Here is a 16,782-nt window from a genome sequence, read left to right on the forward strand (position 1 = left end):
TTCAGTCAAGGGCGGGCGGGGAGCGTGGGCCCGTCGGGATGCGCCATGGGGGGCAACGCGGCCGGGAACCGCGCACGGGAGCGGGGGATGCCCCGGCCACGCCCCGGATGCGGCTTGCGAAGTCGCAAACCCGACAAAGCTGCGACAATCGCGGTATGGACCGTCTGGACAGGGAAATCCTCGGCATCCTGCAGGAGGATGCCCGGATCTCGTACCGCGATCTGGGCGTACGGGTCGGACTCAGCGCCAACGCCGCGGCCGACCGGGTGCGCCGACTGCGGCGCGACGGTGTCATCCGCGGCTTCACCGTGATCATCGACCCCGCCGCCGACACCCGTACCGGCCTCGTCGTCTTCATCGATGTGTCGCTGCGGATGGACACGACGAACGAGGTGTTCGAGCGGGCGGTGCTCGCCCTGCCCGGCATCACCGAAGTGGTGCATGTGACCGGCGGCCACGACTATCTCGTACGGGCCACCGTCGCCGACACCGCGGCCCTGGACGGACTGCTGCGCAGGCTCAAGCGGGAGGCCGGGGTCGCCCACTCCAACACTCGCGTCGCGCTCAGAGCGGCGCCTGCCAGATGACGGTCGACGAGCGCGAGCCGTCCTCGTCGCGGCCGTCGTCGGCGACCGCCAGCCGGACCGCGGCCCGCCCGTCCGGCAGCACGGCCGCCGCATCCACCTCCACCTCGATCGCCGACACCCCGGCCCGCCGGTGCGCGGCCGCGAGGGCGCTCCGCAGCGCGGCGAGCAGCCGCTGGTCCACGGGGTCCCGGACCAATGTGTCGACCGCCCCGTTGAAGTGCACCGACGGCTGGAAGCCCAGGACGGCGGCGGCGCCCCCGGTCTCCCGCAGTACCCGGCCGCGGAATGTGGCGGGGGCCTCGGCGGGTGGCTGCTGGAGGGCGAAGATCGCCGTCCGTACCTCCTGAATGGTGGAGTCCAGCTCGTCGACGGCCTTGCCGAGCAGCTCGTCCGTCTCCGGGACGGCGACCCTGCGGCGGGTCGACTCCAGCATCATCTCGGTCGCGAACAGCCGCTGGACGACGAGGTCGTGCAGATCGCGGGCGATCCTGTCCCGGTCCTCGTACACCGCGAGCTGCTCCCGGTTGTGCTGGGCGTCCGCCAGGACCAGGGCGAGCGCGGCCTGCGAGGCGAACTGGGAGGCCAGCAGCCGGTCCACGGCCGTGTACGGGCGGTCGCCGCGCCGCCGGGGCAGGGCGAGGGTGCCGATCAGCCGCCCGCCGCTCTGCAGCGGCAGCATCATGCTGGGGCCGAACCGCGACCGCACATGCGTCGTCATCCGTGGATCGGTCGCCGAGTCCTCGATGAACACCGGTTCCCCGACCAGCAGTTGGGCCAGCACGGCGGAGCCGGGCTCGATGCTCGTACCGACGATCCCGGCCGGGTCGTCGAGTGTGGACGCGGTGACGATCTCCATCCCGCCCTCCTCGTTCGGCTGGAGGATCACCCCGGCACAGGCATCGGCGAGGGCCCTGGCCCCTTCGGCGACGGTCATCAGCGCGTCGGCCGCGTTCTTGCCGGTCAGCAGGGTGGTGGTGACGGCGGCCGCCCCCTCGATCCAGCGCTCCCGCTGCCGGGCCGCCTCGTACAGCCGGGCATTGCCGATCGCGATTCCGGCCTGCGAGGCCAGCACCCGCAGCAGCGCCATGTCCGTATCGGTGAAGCGGCCGGTGCGTTTCTCGGTGAGGTAGAGATTGCCGAACACCTGGTTCTGCACCCGGATCGGCGCCCCGAGGAAGGAGTGCATCGGCGGGTGGCCGGGCGGCACGCCGCAGGAGCGCGGGTCGGTGGTCAGATCGTCGGAGCGCAGCGGCTGCGGTTCGTCGATGAGGACGCCGAGCATCCCCGAGTGCCCGCCCGGGAAGTGGCCGATGCGCTGCCGCTCGGTGTCGTCGAGGCCCGAGGTGAACAGCTCGCTGATGGTGCCGAGCTCGGGGTCGAGCACGCCGAGCGCGCCGTACCGGGCCCCGGTCAGTGCTGCGGCGGCGTCCACGACCTGCTGGAGGGTGGCCCGCAGTTCGAGATCGGTGCCGACGCTCAGCACCGCTTCCAGGAGCATCGGCAGCCGGGGCGCCTGCGGAGTGCCGGCCGCGGCGGCCGTCTCCTCGTCCGGGGGCCCCGCGGTCGTGTCCGCTGCCGCCGCGTTCGCTGTCTCTTCGGTCATACGCCACCCCCGCGGCGCTCAGCAGGCGAGCGGGTCGAGAACCAACGGCTCGATCTTCCCGTCCAGCATCGCACCGAGCCCCAGTACGGAACACACGTCGGGCCGCTCGGCGATGTGCACAGGCACACCTGTGGCATTCCGCAGCATCTGTTCGAGACCGGGCAGCTGCGCGCTGCCGCCGACCATCATGATCCCGCAGTCGGCGATGTCGGCCACCAGGTCGGGCGGACAGGCGCGCAGGATCTTGCCGAGGCCGTCGAGCACCGCGGTCAGCGGCGCGTGGATCGCCTGACGCATCGCGGCGGTGTCGACCTGCACCGAGCGGGCCAGGCCGGTCGCCACGTCCCGGCCGTGGATCTCGGTCATGGTCGGCCCGTGTGCGCTCAGGCCGCCGCCGCTGAGCGCCACCTGGAGCGGGCGTACGGCCTGGCTCGGCAGCATCAGCTCGTGGTGCTGGCGCAGATGCTGGATCACCGCGTGATCGATGGCGTCGCCGCCGACCGGGATGCGCGCGGCGGTCACGATCGAACCGAGCGAGAGCACCGCGATCTGGGTGGTCGCCGCCCCGCACACCATGATCATGGAGGCGGTCGGCTGCTCGACGGGCAGCCCGCAGCCGACGGCCGCCGCGATCAGGGTGTCGACCAGTTCGACCCGCCGGGCGCCCAGCCCGACCAGTGTCTCGACGGTGGCCCGCTGGGCGAGCGGATCGCTGTCGTGCGGGGTGCAGGCGGCGGCCCGCAGCCGTGGCTTGCGGCGCAGCTGGCGGCGGAGCTTGTCGCCGAGCAACTGGCGGAGCATGCGTTGGGCCATCTCGATGTCGATGACGGTTCCGCCGGTGACCGGGTGGACCACCCGGATGTAGTCGGGGGTGCGGCCCGTCATCTGTTCGGCGAGCGTGCCGACGGCGATGAGCGAGCCGGTACGGGCGTTCATGGCGGCGGCACTCGGCTCGTCGACGACGAGTCCGAGCCCCTTGACGTACACACGGGTCCGGGCGGCCCCGAGGTCGACGGCGACATGGCAACGGCGCAACTGCTCAAGGCTGACGGTCACGGCAGGTTCTCCCGAGAGCGCTGATTGGGGTACCGGCGGCAGCCGGCTCTCTTCGCATCGTGCGCCGTTCGGAGTCATTGCGCGCGTCGGGATGGGCCGTAGGAGGTACATAGCTGACGAACCGACAGAAAAATGCGGTACGGGGAAGTCAGCCGGGCAGCAGCCGCTGGAACAGCCCCCAGGTGAATTCGGCGACATACGGCTCACCCGTCCCGGGCGCGGTGATTGCGAGCGCCCACCGGGTCGGCGCGCTGCCCTCCATGGGGCGGGCCGGCGCGAAGGCCCGTGCGACCTCGTCCACCGTGCCCGACCAGGGACGCAGATCCTCGACCGTACGCAGCTCGGGGCCCGGCGCTCCCGGCGCCCGGACCAGCCATTCGTTCCATACGGCCCCGCCCGGCGCGACCATCACCTCGAACCGCAGATCCGGCCAGAGAGGCACCGGCCACAGCAGCGCGTCGCACTCCAGGTCGCCGATCGTGCGGTGTGCGGACGACTCGGGCTCGCCGAGCACCGAACGGTAGCGGCGCAGCGCGCCGCGCCCGCGCGGCGCCCGCACCATGGCCTGCCAACGGCGGTTGGCCTCCCGCATCTCGGCGAGCGAGGCGCTCAGCTCCTGCCGGGCGTCGTCGACGAGGGCGGGCTGGTGGTCGGCCATCCGGCGCAACAGGACAAGCTGGAACTCACGAGGGCCAAAAGGCGTGGGAGCGGTCATGGATTCAACGGTTCCACACAGAATCCTCACCTGAGCGGCTTTCTACGTTGTCCCACAGGCATCTAATCTGCGGGCGCCATGGATTACTGCCACCCGTGTCAGCGGCATCTCAACGGTGCCCTGGCCTGTGCCGGATGCGGAACCCCCGCCGAGGCGCTGAGCCACTACGCCACGCCTGTGTTCTCCGGTCACGAACCGGATGCGGAGGCCGAGACGCCTGCACCGCCCCGGCCCGGGGGCCGACGCCGCCGGGGACGCGGTGCTGCCCAGCCCGCGCGCGGCGCACAGGGTTCCCGCAGGTCGGCCCGGAGGGCGGGGGCGCAGGGGCGTGGCCGGCGTGCGCACCGCCGTCGCGGCCGGACGGCCCTGCTCGTCGTGCTCGGCGTGGTGCTCGCGGCCGGGGCGCTGAGCCTGGCCGAGCTGGCCATCGAGCCGAAGGGCGACGACGGCGCCTCGGACTACGTACGCGAATCGACCTCGGTCACGACCGAGCCGGCCCCGGACCCCTCGGCGAGCGACGCGGCCGAGCCGCCCGGTCCGGTGGACGGTCCCTCCGTGCTCCCGGCCACCGATTCCCATCCCGCCGATGCCACAGGTGCGGGCGGGGCGACCGGCAGCGCCCGCCCCGAGAGTTCCGGCGCCGCGTCGGTACCGGCCTCCGCGCCGCCCCCCGCCTCCACGGACCCGTCGTCAGGCCCCGGCGCCACCGAGGGGACGCCCGGCGATCCGTCGGGCTCCGCCCGGCCCAGCGACACCCCGACGAAGTCGGCGCCCCCGGCCTCGCCCGCCCCCGCCCCCACACCCACGCCGACTCCGTCCGATACGTGCTGGTTGTGGCTCTGTTGGTGAGCGGTTCGCCCGGTCGCGTGGCCCCCGGCCGCACCGTGTTCTCAGTCGTGGCGCGGGCCTGACTCGCCCAGCATCCGCCGCAGCAGGTCCCGCAGCATCGCCCGGTCCCCGTCCGACAGCTCGGCCAGCGGCTCCCGGGCGAAAGTGAGCGCATCGCGCAGCTGCTCCGCCGTCCGCGCACCCTTCTCCGTCGGGGCGGCCAGCTTCACCCGCCGGTCGGCCGGATCCGGCCTGCGCTCCACCAGGCCGCGCGTCTCCAGCCGGTCGACGATGCCGGTGACATTCGACGGCTCGCACTTCAGCTTCTGGGCGATCTTGCGCATGGGCATCGGCTCAAGGGAGAGCAGCCCGAGAACGCGCGCCTGGGCGCCGGTGAGGGAGTGAGCTGCCGCGGCCTCGTCGTACTCCTCGTAGTAGCGCGCCACGACGGTACCGATGAGCTCGACGACTTCGAGGGTCAGAGGGTCTGTACGGGTGGTGGCCATGACGCCCAGGATAGCCGGTTACTTGACAAGGTGAAATATTCAGGAGCATGGTTGTTTCACGTCATGAAGCATTTCTGCTTCCCCCGTCGGCCCAGGCCGGCCCGGGCGAAGCTTCCCCCACCCCGTAAGGCATTGAGGAGACCCCGAGCCCATGTCTGCAGCACTTCCCACGTCCAGCCGTGAATGGCACCTCGTCGCCCGCCCCCACGGCTGGCCGAAGGCCGAGGATTTCGCGCTGCGTGAGGCCCCGGTCGCCGCTCCCGGCGAGGGCCGCGTCCTCGTCCGCAATCTGCACTTCTCGGTCGACCCGTACATGCGGGGCCGGATGAACGACGTGAAGTCGTACGCCCCGCCCTTCAAGCTCGACCACCCCATGGAAGGCGGAGCGGTCGGCGAGGTCATCGCCTCGAACGCGGAGGGCATCGCAGTCGGCGACCACGTCCTGCACGGCCTCGGCTGGCGCGAGTACGCCGATGTCCCGGCCAAGCACGCCGTGAAGGTCGACGCGTCGCTCGCCCCGCTCTCCGCCTATCTCGGCGTGCTCGGCATGACCGGGCTCACCGCCTACGCGGGCCTCTTCGAGGTCGCCTCGTTCAAGGAGGGCGACGCCGTCTTCGTCTCCGGCGCGGCCGGCGCGGTCGGCAGCCAGGTCGGCCAGATGGCGAAGCTCAAGGGCGCATCGCGGGTCATCGGCTCGGCCGGTTCCGACGAGAAGGTCAAGCTCCTCGTCGAGGAGTACGGCTTCGACGCAGCCTTCAACTACAAGAACGGCCCGGTCGGCGAGCAGCTGCGCGCAGCCGCCCCCGACGGCATCGACGTCTACTTCGACAACGTCGGCGGCGAGCACCTCGAAGCGGCGATCTCCTCGCTCAACTTGCACGGCCGCGTCACCGTCTGCGGAATGATCGCCCAGTACAACGCCACCGAGCCGACCCCCGGCCCGCGCAACCTCGCCCTGGTCATCGGCAAGCGGCTGCGCATCCAGGGCATGCTCGTCGGCGATCACGCCGCGCTCCAGCCGCAGTTCGTCCAGGAGGTCGCCGGCTGGCTGGCCTCGGGCGAGCTGAAGTACGGGGAGACCTTCGTCGAAGGCATCGAGAACGGCTTCGACGCATTCACGGGTCTGCTGCGCGGTGAGAACACCGGAAAGATGATCGTCTCCCTCGCCTGACAGGCGCCCCGGTGCACCCGTTAGGCTCATCCGCAGGCCGTCGCGATCGTGGGCGCGAGTCGCGGCGCACAGCAGAAGGAATTTCCCGCATGGCCATTCAGGACATCACTGTTGCCTACACCGCTGTCGCCACCGCCGAGAACGGCCGTGACGGCCGCGTCTCGTCCGACGACGGCAACCTCGACGTCATCGTCAACCCGCCCAAGGCCATGGGCGGAAGCGGCTCGGGCACCAACCCGGAGCAGCTCTTCGCGGCCGGCTACAGCGCCTGCTTCCAGGGCGCCCTCGGCGTCGTGGCCCGTCAGGAGAAGGCCGACATCTCCGGCTCCACGGTGACCGCCGCGGTCGGCATCGGCAAGACCGCCGAGGGCGGCTTCGGTCTGGAGGTCGCGATCACCGCCACCATTCCGAACGTCGACACCGCCACCGCGCAGTCGCTCATCGAGAAGGCCCACCAGGTGTGCCCGTACTCGAACGCCACGCGCGGAAACATCAAGGTCGAGCTGTCGGTCGCCTGACCGCTCGAAACCGACTGAGGGCCGTACCCCGCGGGGGTGCGGCCCTCGGCCGTACACCGGGCACACCGCGACGGGACCGGCCCGTCCCCACCAGTACGCTGACGCCATGCGTGATCTAGGGGTGGGCTTCGGCTACTTGATAAAGGGACAGCGTTGGGTCGGCAGACACGGACGCTGGTTCGGCTTCGGGCTGCTGCCCGGACTCATCACCCTCGTCCTGTACGCGGCGGCGCTCGTCGGCCTCGGCTACGGCGCCGACAACCTGGTGACCTGGGCGACCCCCTTCGCCGACGACTGGTCATCGCCCTGGCTCGGCCTGCTCCGTACCACCCTGACCGTGCTGGTCTTCGCCCTCGGGCTCTTCCTCGCCGTGATCACGTTCACCGCCGTGACCCTGCTGGTCGGCCAGCCCTTCTACGAGTCGCTCTCCGAGCAGGTCGACCGTACGGAAGGCGGCGAGGTCCCCGAGTCCGGGCTGCCGCTCTGGCGGGAGCTGTGGATCTCCGCCCGTGACAGCATCCGCATCCTGCTGCGGGTGGGGCTGTACGCGGTACTGCTCTTCGCCCTCGGATTCATTCCGGTCGTCGGCCAGACCGTCGTCCCCGTGATCGGCTTCTGCGTCACCGGCTACTTCCTCGCCGAGGAGCTCACCGCCGTCGCACTCCAGCGCCGCGGCATGGCCCTGAAGGACCGGCTCGTCCTGCTGCGCGGCCGCCGCATGCTGACCCTCGGCTTCGGCGTACCGCTGGGGCTCGCCTTCCTCGTCCCGTTCGTCGCCGTGTTCCTGATGCCGGGAGCCGTCGCCGGGGCCACCCTGCTGGCGCGGGATCTGGTGGCGCCCGACGAGGACGTGGCCCCGACCCCGTACACCCTCCACAAGGGCTGAGGAGGTCCCGCACCCATGACCGAGATCATCGCTGTCGCCGTCATCACCGTCCTCGCCGTGATCAGCCCGGGCGCGGACTTCGCGATGGTCGTTCGCAACAGCTGTCTCCACGGCCGTACGACGGGGCTGCTGGCCGCCGTCGGAGTCGCCGCCGGTGTGCTCGTCCATGTCACCTACACGATGCTCGGCGTCGGGCTGCTGATCGCGTCCTCGACCGCCCTGTTCACCGCGATCAAACTGGTCGGCGCGGCCTATCTCGTCTACATCGGGGTGCGGACCTTCCTCGCCCGCAGCGATCTCGGCGTCGACCTGGACTCGAAGCCGCAGCTGACCCGGCTCGGGGCCCTGCGCACCGGCTTCCTCACCAATGCGCTGAACCCCAAGACCACACTCTTCGTCGTGTCGACCTTCACCCAGGTCGTCGGGCCCACAACCGGCCTGTGGCAGCAGGCCGGTTACGGGTTGTTCATGGCCGTCGCCCATCTCGGCTGGTTCGGCCTGGTCGCGCTGTTCTTCTCGAACTCGCGTCTGCGCACCGCGATGCTGAGGTGGCAGAAGGTCCTCAACCGGGGCATCGGATCGGTGCTCGTCGGACTGGGCGTCACCCTGGGCCTGGGAGGGCACTGAGCGACGCCCGCCGGACACGGGTCAGCTGCTGTGCACCTCCAGCGCGGACCTGACCGCCGACTCCAGGGCCCCCTCGATCCAGGCCGGCTTGATCGAGGTGTGGCAGCCGGCGAAGTGCAGCGGCCCCTCGACCGAGCGCACATCGGCGAACAGCTCGGTGTGCTGGCCCGGCAGCAGCACCGAGGCCTCGCCGTACGCGTACGGGTCGCGCATCCACGACTGGGTGGCGCCGACGCCCGTGTAGAAGACCTCGACGCGCTGTCCGTACACGTCCTGCACCCCGCCCAGGGCGTGCGGGTAGCGCTCGTTGTCGTCCAGCGAGTCCCACTTCAGCGCGTCGTCGGCCCAGCTGTACGAGGCGAGGACGACGCCGCCCGGGCTCCCCTCGACCGGGTGGGACGGCTGGAACATGAAGCGGTTGGGGTTGTCGGTGACCGATCCGCCGCCGATGACATGCGCCGCCTCGGGCTGGTTGCGGGCGGTGGCCCGGTACGCCGCATAGTGCACGCGCTGGTTGGGCGGGATGTGACCGGGCGGTACGGAGGGGTGGGCGCCCAGCAGTGAACCGTCGGCCGGCGCCCTGCCCAGGCGGTAGGCGTCGTACAGACCGGGCTTGATCTTCTCCAGCTCGGTCTTCCAGTCCTTCTCCTCGAACTCCCACCAGCGGAGGCTGAATTCGAGCAGCACCTTGGTCGCCGCGTCGTAGTGGATCTCGGTGATCGCGCGCCGTTTGCCGTATGAGAGCGCGGGAGCGACCGGGATGTGGCGCAGCCCGGAGAACGGCACGGTGATGATCGCCCGGTCGCCGGTGAACGTCTCGCGCACGAGCGGCTTGCCGTCGCGGCCCTCGGACACCGTCTCGACCCGGACGCGGTCCTCGCCGTAGCTGATCCTGGTGGCCCGGCGGTCCAGCCGCACGATGTCCTTGACCCGCTTGTACATCGCGTCGGCCAGGGTGGCCGTGCCGTCCGGCAGCTCGAAGAACGCGGTGTCCGGGCTGATCAGGGAGGCCCCGATGAAGCTGTGCACAAAGGCGAGATGGAGCCGCGAGGTGAGGTTCTCGACCGTGCCGATGAGGTCGACGGTGCGCTCGTCGAGCTTGGCAGCCTCGGTCAGGAAGCGGAACATCGACCAGTGTCCGTACTGCTGGATGACCCGCGCCCAGCCCTTGACGAGCTCGCTGCCCTCCTTGCCCTCGAACTCCTTGCGCACGGGCGCGAAGGCCTCCCGCACGATCGTCGCGGCGGTCTTGTTCTCGAACTCCGCGGGGACCCCGAACGAGCGGTTGATCGCCTGCGGCTTCTGCGCGTAGTCGGCCTTGCGCATCCGGATGCCGTTGACGTGGATCCAGGTGTGGTTCGCCGGCCGGCCCTCGGTGTCGACATCGACCAGGTAGAAGCGGCGGCGCTTCAGGTCGAAGCCGTCCATGAGCCCGGTGACGAGCGGGTGGCTGTCGGGGATCCGCATGGCGCCGGCCTCGGCGTACTGCTTCGGGTCGGCGAACGGCGCCTTCGCGTTCTCGTGGCCGCCCTTGCGGAAGGTCTTGATCCGGCCGCCGACGCGGTTGCCGTTGGCCTCGATCACGGTGACGGTGTGCCCGGCGTTGCGGAGCAGATGGGCGGCGGTGAGCCCGGCCGGGCCCGCGCCGACGACCAGGACCTTCTTGGGGTCCTTGCGGCTGCGCGGCAGACCCTTGGACAGCAGGATGTCGCGGTAGTGGGGGACCAGCGGCTGGTCCTGTTCGTCGCGTACGAGGATGGCGCGGGCGATGGTCAGGCAGGCGTCCCAGTCCGAGCCGGGGGCGGCCGTGGGCGCGAGCGCGGTTCCGGATGCGGCGGGTGCGTCAAGGGCGCCCGGCGCGGCGGCACTTGCGGAGCCTACGGCGGTCGTGGCGAGGGCGGCGGCACCGGCGGCGGCGCCCGTGATCATGGTGCGGCGGGAGGGCAGGCCGGAGGAAGGTCCGGCGGGCTTGGAAGTCATGCGGCCCACCCTGGGGCGCCCGGGGCGGTGCCCTGTGCCCGGACGCGCGTAGAACGCCCGGAAATCACCCGCAGGTGGGGCCTATCGGTCTTGTCGTACTGGCGACGCCGCAGGTCATGTCATGATCGAGGGTTCTCCGGAGCATCCGATTCCGGCGACCGCAACAGCGCCAGAAAATCCTGGAACGCCGCGGGCATGTCCACCGAATCCGGATCCAGCAGCCACTGGTACTGAAGCCCGTCCATCATCGCCACCAGCAGCGGCGCCGCGCGCTCCGGAGTCAGACCGCCCGGCAGCCGCTCGCCGTACTCCGCGCGCAGCATCGCCGCCATGCTCGACCGGACCTGGGTGTAGCGGCGGGTGAAGAACTCCCGCGCGGGATGACCCTCCGTCACGCTCTCGCCGAGCAGCGCCGAGAACGTCTGGACGATGCCGGGCCGCATCGCGTTGTACTCGACGAGCGAGGCCAGCAGATCGATCCGCCAGGTGCCGTCGCTCCGGGTGCCGCCGCCGGTGTCCCACTGGTCGCGGTCTTTGAGCACGGCGACGAGCAGCGCCTCCTTGGTCGGGAAGTAGTGCAGGAGCCCCTGCTGGCTGAGGCCGACGCGTTCGGCGACAGCACTCAGTGAAGCGCCGCGATAGCCGCGCTCGGCGATCACTTCGAGAGTGGCCCGGAGGATCTCCGCCCGCCGCTCCGCGCTTCTGGCCCGCACCATCTCCCCGGCCCCTTTCGGCGCTTCATCGGTCCCGACCCGAGGACCGTACGCCATCCTCGTAAATTACAGACTGATAACAAATCCTACTGCTCTACCGGCTATGGAGTCACTATGGAGACATTCAGTGCAGGAATCCGACGAGGAGGTACGGCCGTGGCAGACGCGTCCACATCCACCAACCCCGATGCGGCCCGCGAGGCCGCGGTCGATGCGGCGCTGGCCGCGCTGGGGCTCGACGACAAGGCGCGGCTGCTGGCCGGCCAGGACATGTGGTCGCTGCCCGGACTCCCCGCCGTCGGTCTGCGCTCCCTGGTGATGTCCGACGGGCCGATCGGTGTCCGCGGGGTCGCCTGGACCGCCGACGACCCGTCCGTCGCCCTGCCCTCGCCCACCGCGCTCGCCGCGACCTGGGACCCGGCCCTGGCCCGCCGGGCCGGCCGGCTGCTGGCCCAGGAGGCCCGCCGCAAGGGGGTGCACGTCCTCCTCGCCCCGACCGTGAACCTCCACCGGTCCCCGCTCGGCGGGCGCCACTTCGAGACGTACAGCGAGGACCCGTACCTCACCGGCGAGATCGGCACCGGCTATGTGCGGGGTGTGCAGGACGGCGGGGTCGGCACGACCGTCAAGCATTTCGTCGCCAACGACGCCGAGACCGACCGCTTCACCGTCGACAACATCGTCGCCCCGCGCACCCTGCGCGAGATCTACCTCGCCCCGTTCGAACGGATCGTCAAGAACGCCCACCCGTGGGGCATCATGGCCGCGTACAACCAGGTCAACGGTTCCACCATGACCGAGCACCGCTATCTGCAGAACGCGGTGCTGCGCGGCGAATGGGGCTTCGACGGCTACATCGTCTCCGACTGGCTGGCCGCCCGCTCCACCGTCGCCGCCGTCAACGGCGGCCTCGACGTCGCCATGCCGGGCCCGAAGACCGTGTACGGGAAGGCGCTCGCCGACGCCGTGCGGGCCGGTGAGGTCGAGGAGTCCGTCGTCGACGGGGCCGTACGCAATGTGCTGCGGCTGGCCGCCCGCGTCGGCATCCTGGACGGCGCCCCGCCCGTCGTCGACGAGGCCGCCCTCCCCGAGCCCGTCGACGGCGACGCACTGGCCCGCGAGATCGCCCGCCGCTCCTTCGTCCTCGTACGCAATGAACGCGCCGCGCTTCCCATCGACCCGGCCGCCGTCCGCAAGGTCGCGCTCAGCGGGGCGCTCGCCCGGGACGCCCGGGTCCTCGGCGGCGGCTCCGTCCAGGTCTTCCCGCACCACATCGTCTCGCCGCTGGACGGCCTCACCGCCGCCCTCCCCGAGGGCGTCCTCGACTACCGCGTCGGCGCCGACCCGAACAACGAACTCGCCCCCGCCGAGAAGGGCTTCGAGCTCAGGGCCGTCTGTTACGACGCCTCCGGCACCGTCATCGGGTCGGTCCCGCTGCACAGCGGCACCGTCCAGTGGATCGGCACCGACCTCCCCGAGGGCGTGACCCGCGAGACGCTGCACAGCGTCGAGATCACCGGCACCTTCGTCCCGCGCGACGGCGGCGAGCACATCTTCGGCACCCGCGGCACCGGAGCGCTCGCCCTCACCGTCGGCGGCGAGACCCTGTACGACGAGGTCCACCGGGTCACCGGCTCCACCGACCCCGGCGAGGCGTTCTTCGGCAACCCCCTGGAGCGCGGCCGGATCTCCCTCACCGCGGGTGAACCCGTCGAAGTCTCCCTGCGGCAGGTCCCCGACACCCTGGGCGACGACGCACCGATCCCCGGCGTCTCGTTCTCCTTCTGTCACCTCGGCCCGCGCCGCGACCCCCAGGAGCTGATCGCCGAGGCCGTCGAGGCGGCCCGCGCCGCGGACACCGCGATCGTCGTCGTCGGCACCACCGAACGCGTCGAGTCCGAAGGCTTCGACCGCACCGACCTGAAGCTCCCCGGCCACCAGGACGACCTGGTCAGGGCCGTCGCCGCTGCCAACCCGAACACCGTCGTGATCGTCAACTCCGGCTCCCCGGTGGAGCTTGTGTGGCGCGACGAGGTCGCCGCGGTCCTGCTCAGCTGGTTCCCCGGCCAGGAGGCCGGCCACGCGCTTGCCGACGTCCTGCTCGGCGCCGAGGAACCGGGCGGCCGCCTCCCCACCACCTGGCCGGTCGCGCTCGCCGACGTCCCGGTCTCCTCCACCACCCCGACCGGCGGCGAACTCCACTACGAGGAGGGCGTCTTCGTCGGCTACCGGGCCTGGGAGAAGGCCGGCACCGCGCCCGCATACCCCTTCGGCCACGGCCTCGGCTACACCACCTGGGAGTACGAGAGCCTGGTGGCAGGCCCCGACACCGCCACCGTCCGGCTCCGCAACACCGGCACCCGGCCCGGCGCCGAGACCGTCCAGCTCTACCTCGCGCCCCGGGACGACACCGCCGAACGCCCGGTCCGCTGGCTGGCCGGCTTCGCACGGATCGAGGCGGCGCCCGGCGAGAGTGCCGAGGCAGTGATTGCGCTGGAGCGGCGCGCGTACGAGATCTGGGACGAGACGGCGTACGACTGGACCCTCGTCCCCGGCACGTACGAGGTGCAGGCGGCCCGCTCGCTCGGTGACGTACGCCTGACGACGGCCGTGGACATCAAGGAGTAGCGGCCCCCGGTACGGGAGAGCCCCGGCGCGGTACCTGACCCCGCTCCGGGGCTCTCCTCATGCCGTGATGCCGGTGTCGGCGCACATCAGCGCACATCAGCGCACCTCAGCGCACCTCAGCGCACCGCGAATCCGTACACCGTCGTCGAGACGTACTCCTCGCCCGGCCGCAGCACCGTGCTCGGGAACTCGGGCCGGTTCGGGGAGTCCGGGAAGTGCTGGGTCTCCAGCGCGATCCCGGCGCACGGCCCGAACGGCCGTCCGTCGAAGTGATCCGCCGTGTACAGCTGCATCCCCGGTTCCGTGGTGGTGACGGTCAGCACGCGTCCCGACGCCGCGTCGTACAGCTCGGCCGCCGGGCCCGGCCCGGCCCCGTCCAGCACGAAGTTGTGGTCGTAGCCCACGCCGACCGGCTTCGGCTCACGGAAGTCGAACCTGGTCCCGTCCACCGGGAGAAACTCGCCCGTCGGCAGCGACTCGGCGTCCGCCGGGGTGATCCGCCCGGCCACGATCCGCAGCACCTGCCCGAGCGCGCTGCCGCTGTCGTCGCCCGCGAGATTCCAGTACGTGTGATTCGTCAGGTTCAGCACCGTCGGGGCGTCCGTCGTCGCCCGGTACGCAATCCGCAGCGCCCCGCCCTCGTCCAGGGTGTACGCCGCCGATATTGTCAGGCGCCCGGGGAAGCCCTCCTCGCCGTCCTCGGAGACCAGGGACAGCTCGACACCGTCCGTCACCTCCCGCGCCTGCCACACGCGCTTGTCGAAGCCCCGGGCCCCGCCGTGCACATGGTTGCGCCCCTCGTTGCGCGTCACCCGGTGCGTCTGCCCGTCCAGTTCGAAGCAGGCACCGCCGATCCGGTTCGCGTACCGCCCGACCAGCGCGCCGAAATACGGACCCGAATACGTCTCGTACCCGGCGAGATCCGGCAGCCCGAGCGCGACACCCGCCCGCACCCCGTCCCGGCCGGGCGCCTCGACCGACTGCACGATGCCGCCGTACGTCAGGACACGCACCCGCGTACCGTCCCGCTCCAGCGTCCAGCGGTGCACGACGGCGCCGTCCGCGAGAGTGCCGAACTCTTCCGCATGCATCACCGTGCTCGAACCTGTGTCCATGATCACAAACCCTACGCCGGGGGCCGGGCCGAGATGACATTGCGGTACGCGATCTCCGCCAGCCGCGCCTGCCCGTTCCGCCCCGGATGGAACCAGTCCCACTGGCTGAGCTGCTTGCCGGTGAACCGGTAGTCGAAGACCGCCCCGCCGTCGTAACGGCAGCGCAGATCCTTCGCACAGACCTTCCGCAGCACATCGTTGTACGCCACGACCCGCTCCTGCACCGAGGTGCGCCGGGCCACGGCGCGCGCACCCATGTCGTCCGCGTCACCCAGCATCGACCGACAGATCCCCAGCTTCCAGATCTGCTTGCCCAGCGCATTGCCGCGCCCCGTCGACCAGAGCCGCTTGAGGTCCGGCACGCTCGACACATACACCTGTGCCTTCGGTGCCCCGGCACGCAACTGACGCATCGAAGCCTCGAACGACGCCCGGAAATCCGCCACCGGCGTCATGAACCGCGCCGAGTCCCGGCAGGCGTCATTGGCGCCGATCATCACCGTCACCAGATCCGGCTTCTCCTTCGCGGCCAGTGCCATCTGCTCCGGCAACTGCGCGATCCTGGCCCCCGTCTCGGCATGGTTCCAGCTGCGTTCGGCGGCCCGCGACGCACCGAGCAGCCGCACGGCGAGGCTGCGCACCTCGCTGTCCGTGCCGGTCGACCAGGACACCTCCGGGCAGTCCGCCAGCACCGAACAGGCGTCGAAACCGCGGGTGATGGAGTCACCGACGGCGGCCACCGACCCGGGGCTGCGGTCCCAGACCGGGCCGGGCCTGGCGGGCGGCCGCCGCTTTTCGGCCGCCGCCCCCTTCGTCGTCCCGTCCCGGCCGGCGTCGCAGCCGGTCAGAGCGGCCGTGCCGAGCAACGAGACGACCGTCAGGACGGCGGCCGCGGCACGCGAACGGTGGCGGGCGGAACGATCCTGCATCCCTTGGTTCCCCTCGGTTATGCCCCCGGCAACCCCTCGTGGCACCGGTCGGAAGGCCCGGGCGCTCTGCAGGGTGAAAGCTGAGCGAATGATGGGCCCAGGACCGACGGTACGTCACACCTCGGACGCCGCCGCGCGGTAGCTTTTCCTCGTCGAACCAGCGGCGCTTCCCCTCACCCGGCTCCACTCGGGTGGCTTTCCGTAAATCACATCACGTCACATACTGTCCCTTTTCAGGAGATTCACCCCGATGCTGTTTACTGATGACAACCTCGGGAACCGGCCGAGAAGAGACGGTACGGGCGCGAGGCCGCTGGGGAAGGCGAACTTCGTCCCACACTGGAGGTCCCGGTGACGACACGTGGAGTTCTGTACGTTCACTCCGCACCGCGCGCGCTCTGCCCCCATGTCGAATGGGCGGTGGCAGGTGTCCTCGGTGTGCGGGTCCAGCTGGACTGGATCAGACAGCCGGCCGCGCCCGGCACTTGGCGCTCCGAGTTCTCCTGGCAGGCCCGGCCCGGCACGGCGTCGAAGCTGGCATCCGCGCTGCGTGGCTGGGATCTGCTGCGCTTCGAGGTGACGGCGGAGCCGAGTCCCACGTCGGAGGGCGAGCGCTACAGCTCCACGCCCGAGCTGGGAATCTTCCACGCAGTCACCGGCATGCACGGCGACATCCTGGTCCCCGAGGACCGGCTGCGGGCGGCGCTGGCACGGTCCGTGCGGGGCGAGACGGACCTGGAGGCCGAGATCGCCAAGCTGCTCGGCAAGCCGTGGGACGACGAACTGGAGTCCTTCCGCCACGCGGGAGAGGGCGCGCCGGTGCGGTGGCTGCACCAGGTGGTGTGAGCCCGTGACCGGGGGCGCTGCCCCCCCGGACCCCCGCTCCTCAATCGCCGGAGGGGCTTGATGCAACCGGGGCT

General features: G+C 71.1%; 16 protein-coding genes. 8 read left to right on the forward strand and 8 right to left on the reverse strand.

Features of this window, described 5'->3' with window-relative positions; translation table 11 throughout:
- Positions 1-155 precede the first annotated feature (155 nt).
- Positions 156-587, forward strand: a complete 432-nt coding sequence (locus ACGFU7_RS23020; protein ID WP_351788736.1) for an Lrp/AsnC family transcriptional regulator — start codon at positions 156-158, stop codon at positions 585-587.
- Here the strand turns inward: ACGFU7_RS23020 and ACGFU7_RS23025 are convergent.
- From ACGFU7_RS23025 to ACGFU7_RS23035, 3 genes are all read right to left on the reverse strand, one after another.
- Positions 565-2,085, reverse strand: coding sequence for a GAF domain-containing protein (locus ACGFU7_RS23025; RefSeq protein ID WP_393697930.1), 1,521 nt, complete (start codon positions 2,083-2,085; stop codon positions 565-567). The two genes, ACGFU7_RS23020 and ACGFU7_RS23025, sit on opposite strands and share 23 nt — an antisense overlap.
- A gap of 123 nt (positions 2,086-2,208) precedes the next feature.
- Positions 2,209-3,246, reverse strand: coding sequence for a rod shape-determining protein (locus ACGFU7_RS23030; RefSeq protein WP_393697868.1), 1,038 nt, complete (start codon positions 3,244-3,246; stop codon positions 2,209-2,211).
- Positions 3,247-3,394: 148 nt separating this feature from the next.
- The gene (locus ACGFU7_RS23035) at positions 3,395-3,961 is read right to left on the reverse strand and encodes a hypothetical protein (RefSeq protein ID WP_393697869.1); all 567 of its coding nucleotides are present in this window, start codon (positions 3,959-3,961) and stop codon (positions 3,395-3,397) included.
- 78 nt (positions 3,962-4,039) lie between these two features.
- On the opposite strand from ACGFU7_RS23035, the gene ACGFU7_RS23040 reads away from it, so the two are divergent.
- Entirely contained in the window at positions 4,040-4,810 is a 771-nt protein-coding gene (locus ACGFU7_RS23040) for a hypothetical protein (RefSeq protein WP_393697870.1), read from the forward strand.
- Positions 4,811-4,851: 41 nt separating this feature from the next.
- On the opposite strand, the gene ACGFU7_RS23045 is transcribed toward ACGFU7_RS23040, so the two are convergent.
- A complete protein-coding gene (locus ACGFU7_RS23045) occupies positions 4,852-5,295 on the reverse strand; it encodes a MarR family winged helix-turn-helix transcriptional regulator (protein ID WP_393697871.1) in 444 nt (147 codons plus the stop codon).
- A gap of 151 nt (positions 5,296-5,446) precedes the next feature.
- Between ACGFU7_RS23045 and ACGFU7_RS23050 the strand changes: the two genes are divergently transcribed.
- The 4 genes from ACGFU7_RS23050 (at position 5,447) to ACGFU7_RS23065 (ending at position 8,497) form a co-directional block, all read left to right on the forward strand.
- Positions 5,447-6,466, forward strand: coding sequence for an NADP-dependent oxidoreductase (locus tag ACGFU7_RS23050; RefSeq protein WP_393697872.1), 1,020 nt, complete (start codon positions 5,447-5,449; stop codon positions 6,464-6,466).
- A gap of 89 nt (positions 6,467-6,555) precedes the next feature.
- The gene (locus ACGFU7_RS23055; RefSeq protein ID WP_393697873.1) at positions 6,556-6,984 is read left to right on the forward strand and encodes an organic hydroperoxide resistance protein; all 429 of its coding nucleotides are present in this window, start codon (positions 6,556-6,558) and stop codon (positions 6,982-6,984) included.
- Positions 6,985-7,090: 106 nt separating this feature from the next.
- Positions 7,091-7,870, forward strand: coding sequence for an EI24 domain-containing protein (locus ACGFU7_RS23060; RefSeq protein ID WP_393697874.1), 780 nt, complete (start codon positions 7,091-7,093; stop codon positions 7,868-7,870).
- A gap of 15 nt (positions 7,871-7,885) precedes the next feature.
- Positions 7,886-8,497: a LysE family transporter gene (locus ACGFU7_RS23065; RefSeq protein ID WP_393697875.1), complete on the forward strand. Its 612-nt coding sequence runs from the start codon at positions 7,886-7,888 to the stop codon at positions 8,495-8,497.
- 21 nt (positions 8,498-8,518) lie between these two features.
- Here ACGFU7_RS23065 and ACGFU7_RS23070 read toward each other — a convergent pair whose 3' ends face one another.
- A complete protein-coding gene (locus ACGFU7_RS23070) occupies positions 8,519-10,477 on the reverse strand; it encodes a flavin monoamine oxidase family protein (RefSeq protein WP_393697876.1) in 1,959 nt (652 codons plus the stop codon).
- 119 nt (positions 10,478-10,596) lie between these two features.
- Positions 10,597-11,193 (reverse strand): TetR/AcrR family transcriptional regulator, encoded by a 597-nt coding sequence (locus tag ACGFU7_RS23075; RefSeq protein WP_393697877.1) that lies wholly within the window; start codon positions 11,191-11,193, stop codon positions 10,597-10,599.
- Positions 11,194-11,346: 153 nt separating this feature from the next.
- Between ACGFU7_RS23075 and ACGFU7_RS23080 the strand changes: the two genes are divergently transcribed.
- A complete protein-coding gene (locus ACGFU7_RS23080; protein WP_393697878.1) occupies positions 11,347-13,818 on the forward strand; it encodes a beta-glucosidase in 2,472 nt (823 codons plus the stop codon).
- Positions 13,819-13,934: 116 nt separating this feature from the next.
- Here ACGFU7_RS23080 and ACGFU7_RS23085 read toward each other — a convergent pair whose 3' ends face one another.
- Both ACGFU7_RS23085 and ACGFU7_RS23090 read right to left on the reverse strand, forming a co-directional pair.
- Positions 13,935-14,933: an aldose epimerase family protein gene (locus tag ACGFU7_RS23085; RefSeq protein WP_393697879.1), complete on the reverse strand. Its 999-nt coding sequence runs from the start codon at positions 14,931-14,933 to the stop codon at positions 13,935-13,937.
- Between the two features lie 11 nt (positions 14,934-14,944).
- On the reverse strand, positions 14,945-15,862 hold the full coding sequence (locus ACGFU7_RS23090) for an SGNH/GDSL hydrolase family protein (RefSeq protein ID WP_393697880.1): 918 nt from the start codon (positions 15,860-15,862) through the stop codon (positions 14,945-14,947).
- Positions 15,863-16,213: 351 nt separating this feature from the next.
- Here ACGFU7_RS23090 and ACGFU7_RS23095 point away from each other — a divergent pair, with 351 nt between their 5' ends.
- On the forward strand, positions 16,214-16,708 hold the full coding sequence (locus tag ACGFU7_RS23095) for a DUF3145 domain-containing protein (protein WP_114244370.1): 495 nt from the start codon (positions 16,214-16,216) through the stop codon (positions 16,706-16,708).
- The last annotated feature ends 74 nt before the right edge of the window (positions 16,709-16,782 follow it).

The sequence above is a fragment of the Streptomyces sp. NPDC048473 genome (assembly GCF_043200155.1).
In the GTDB taxonomy this organism is placed as follows: Bacteria; Actinomycetota; Actinomycetes; order Streptomycetales; family Streptomycetaceae; genus Streptomyces.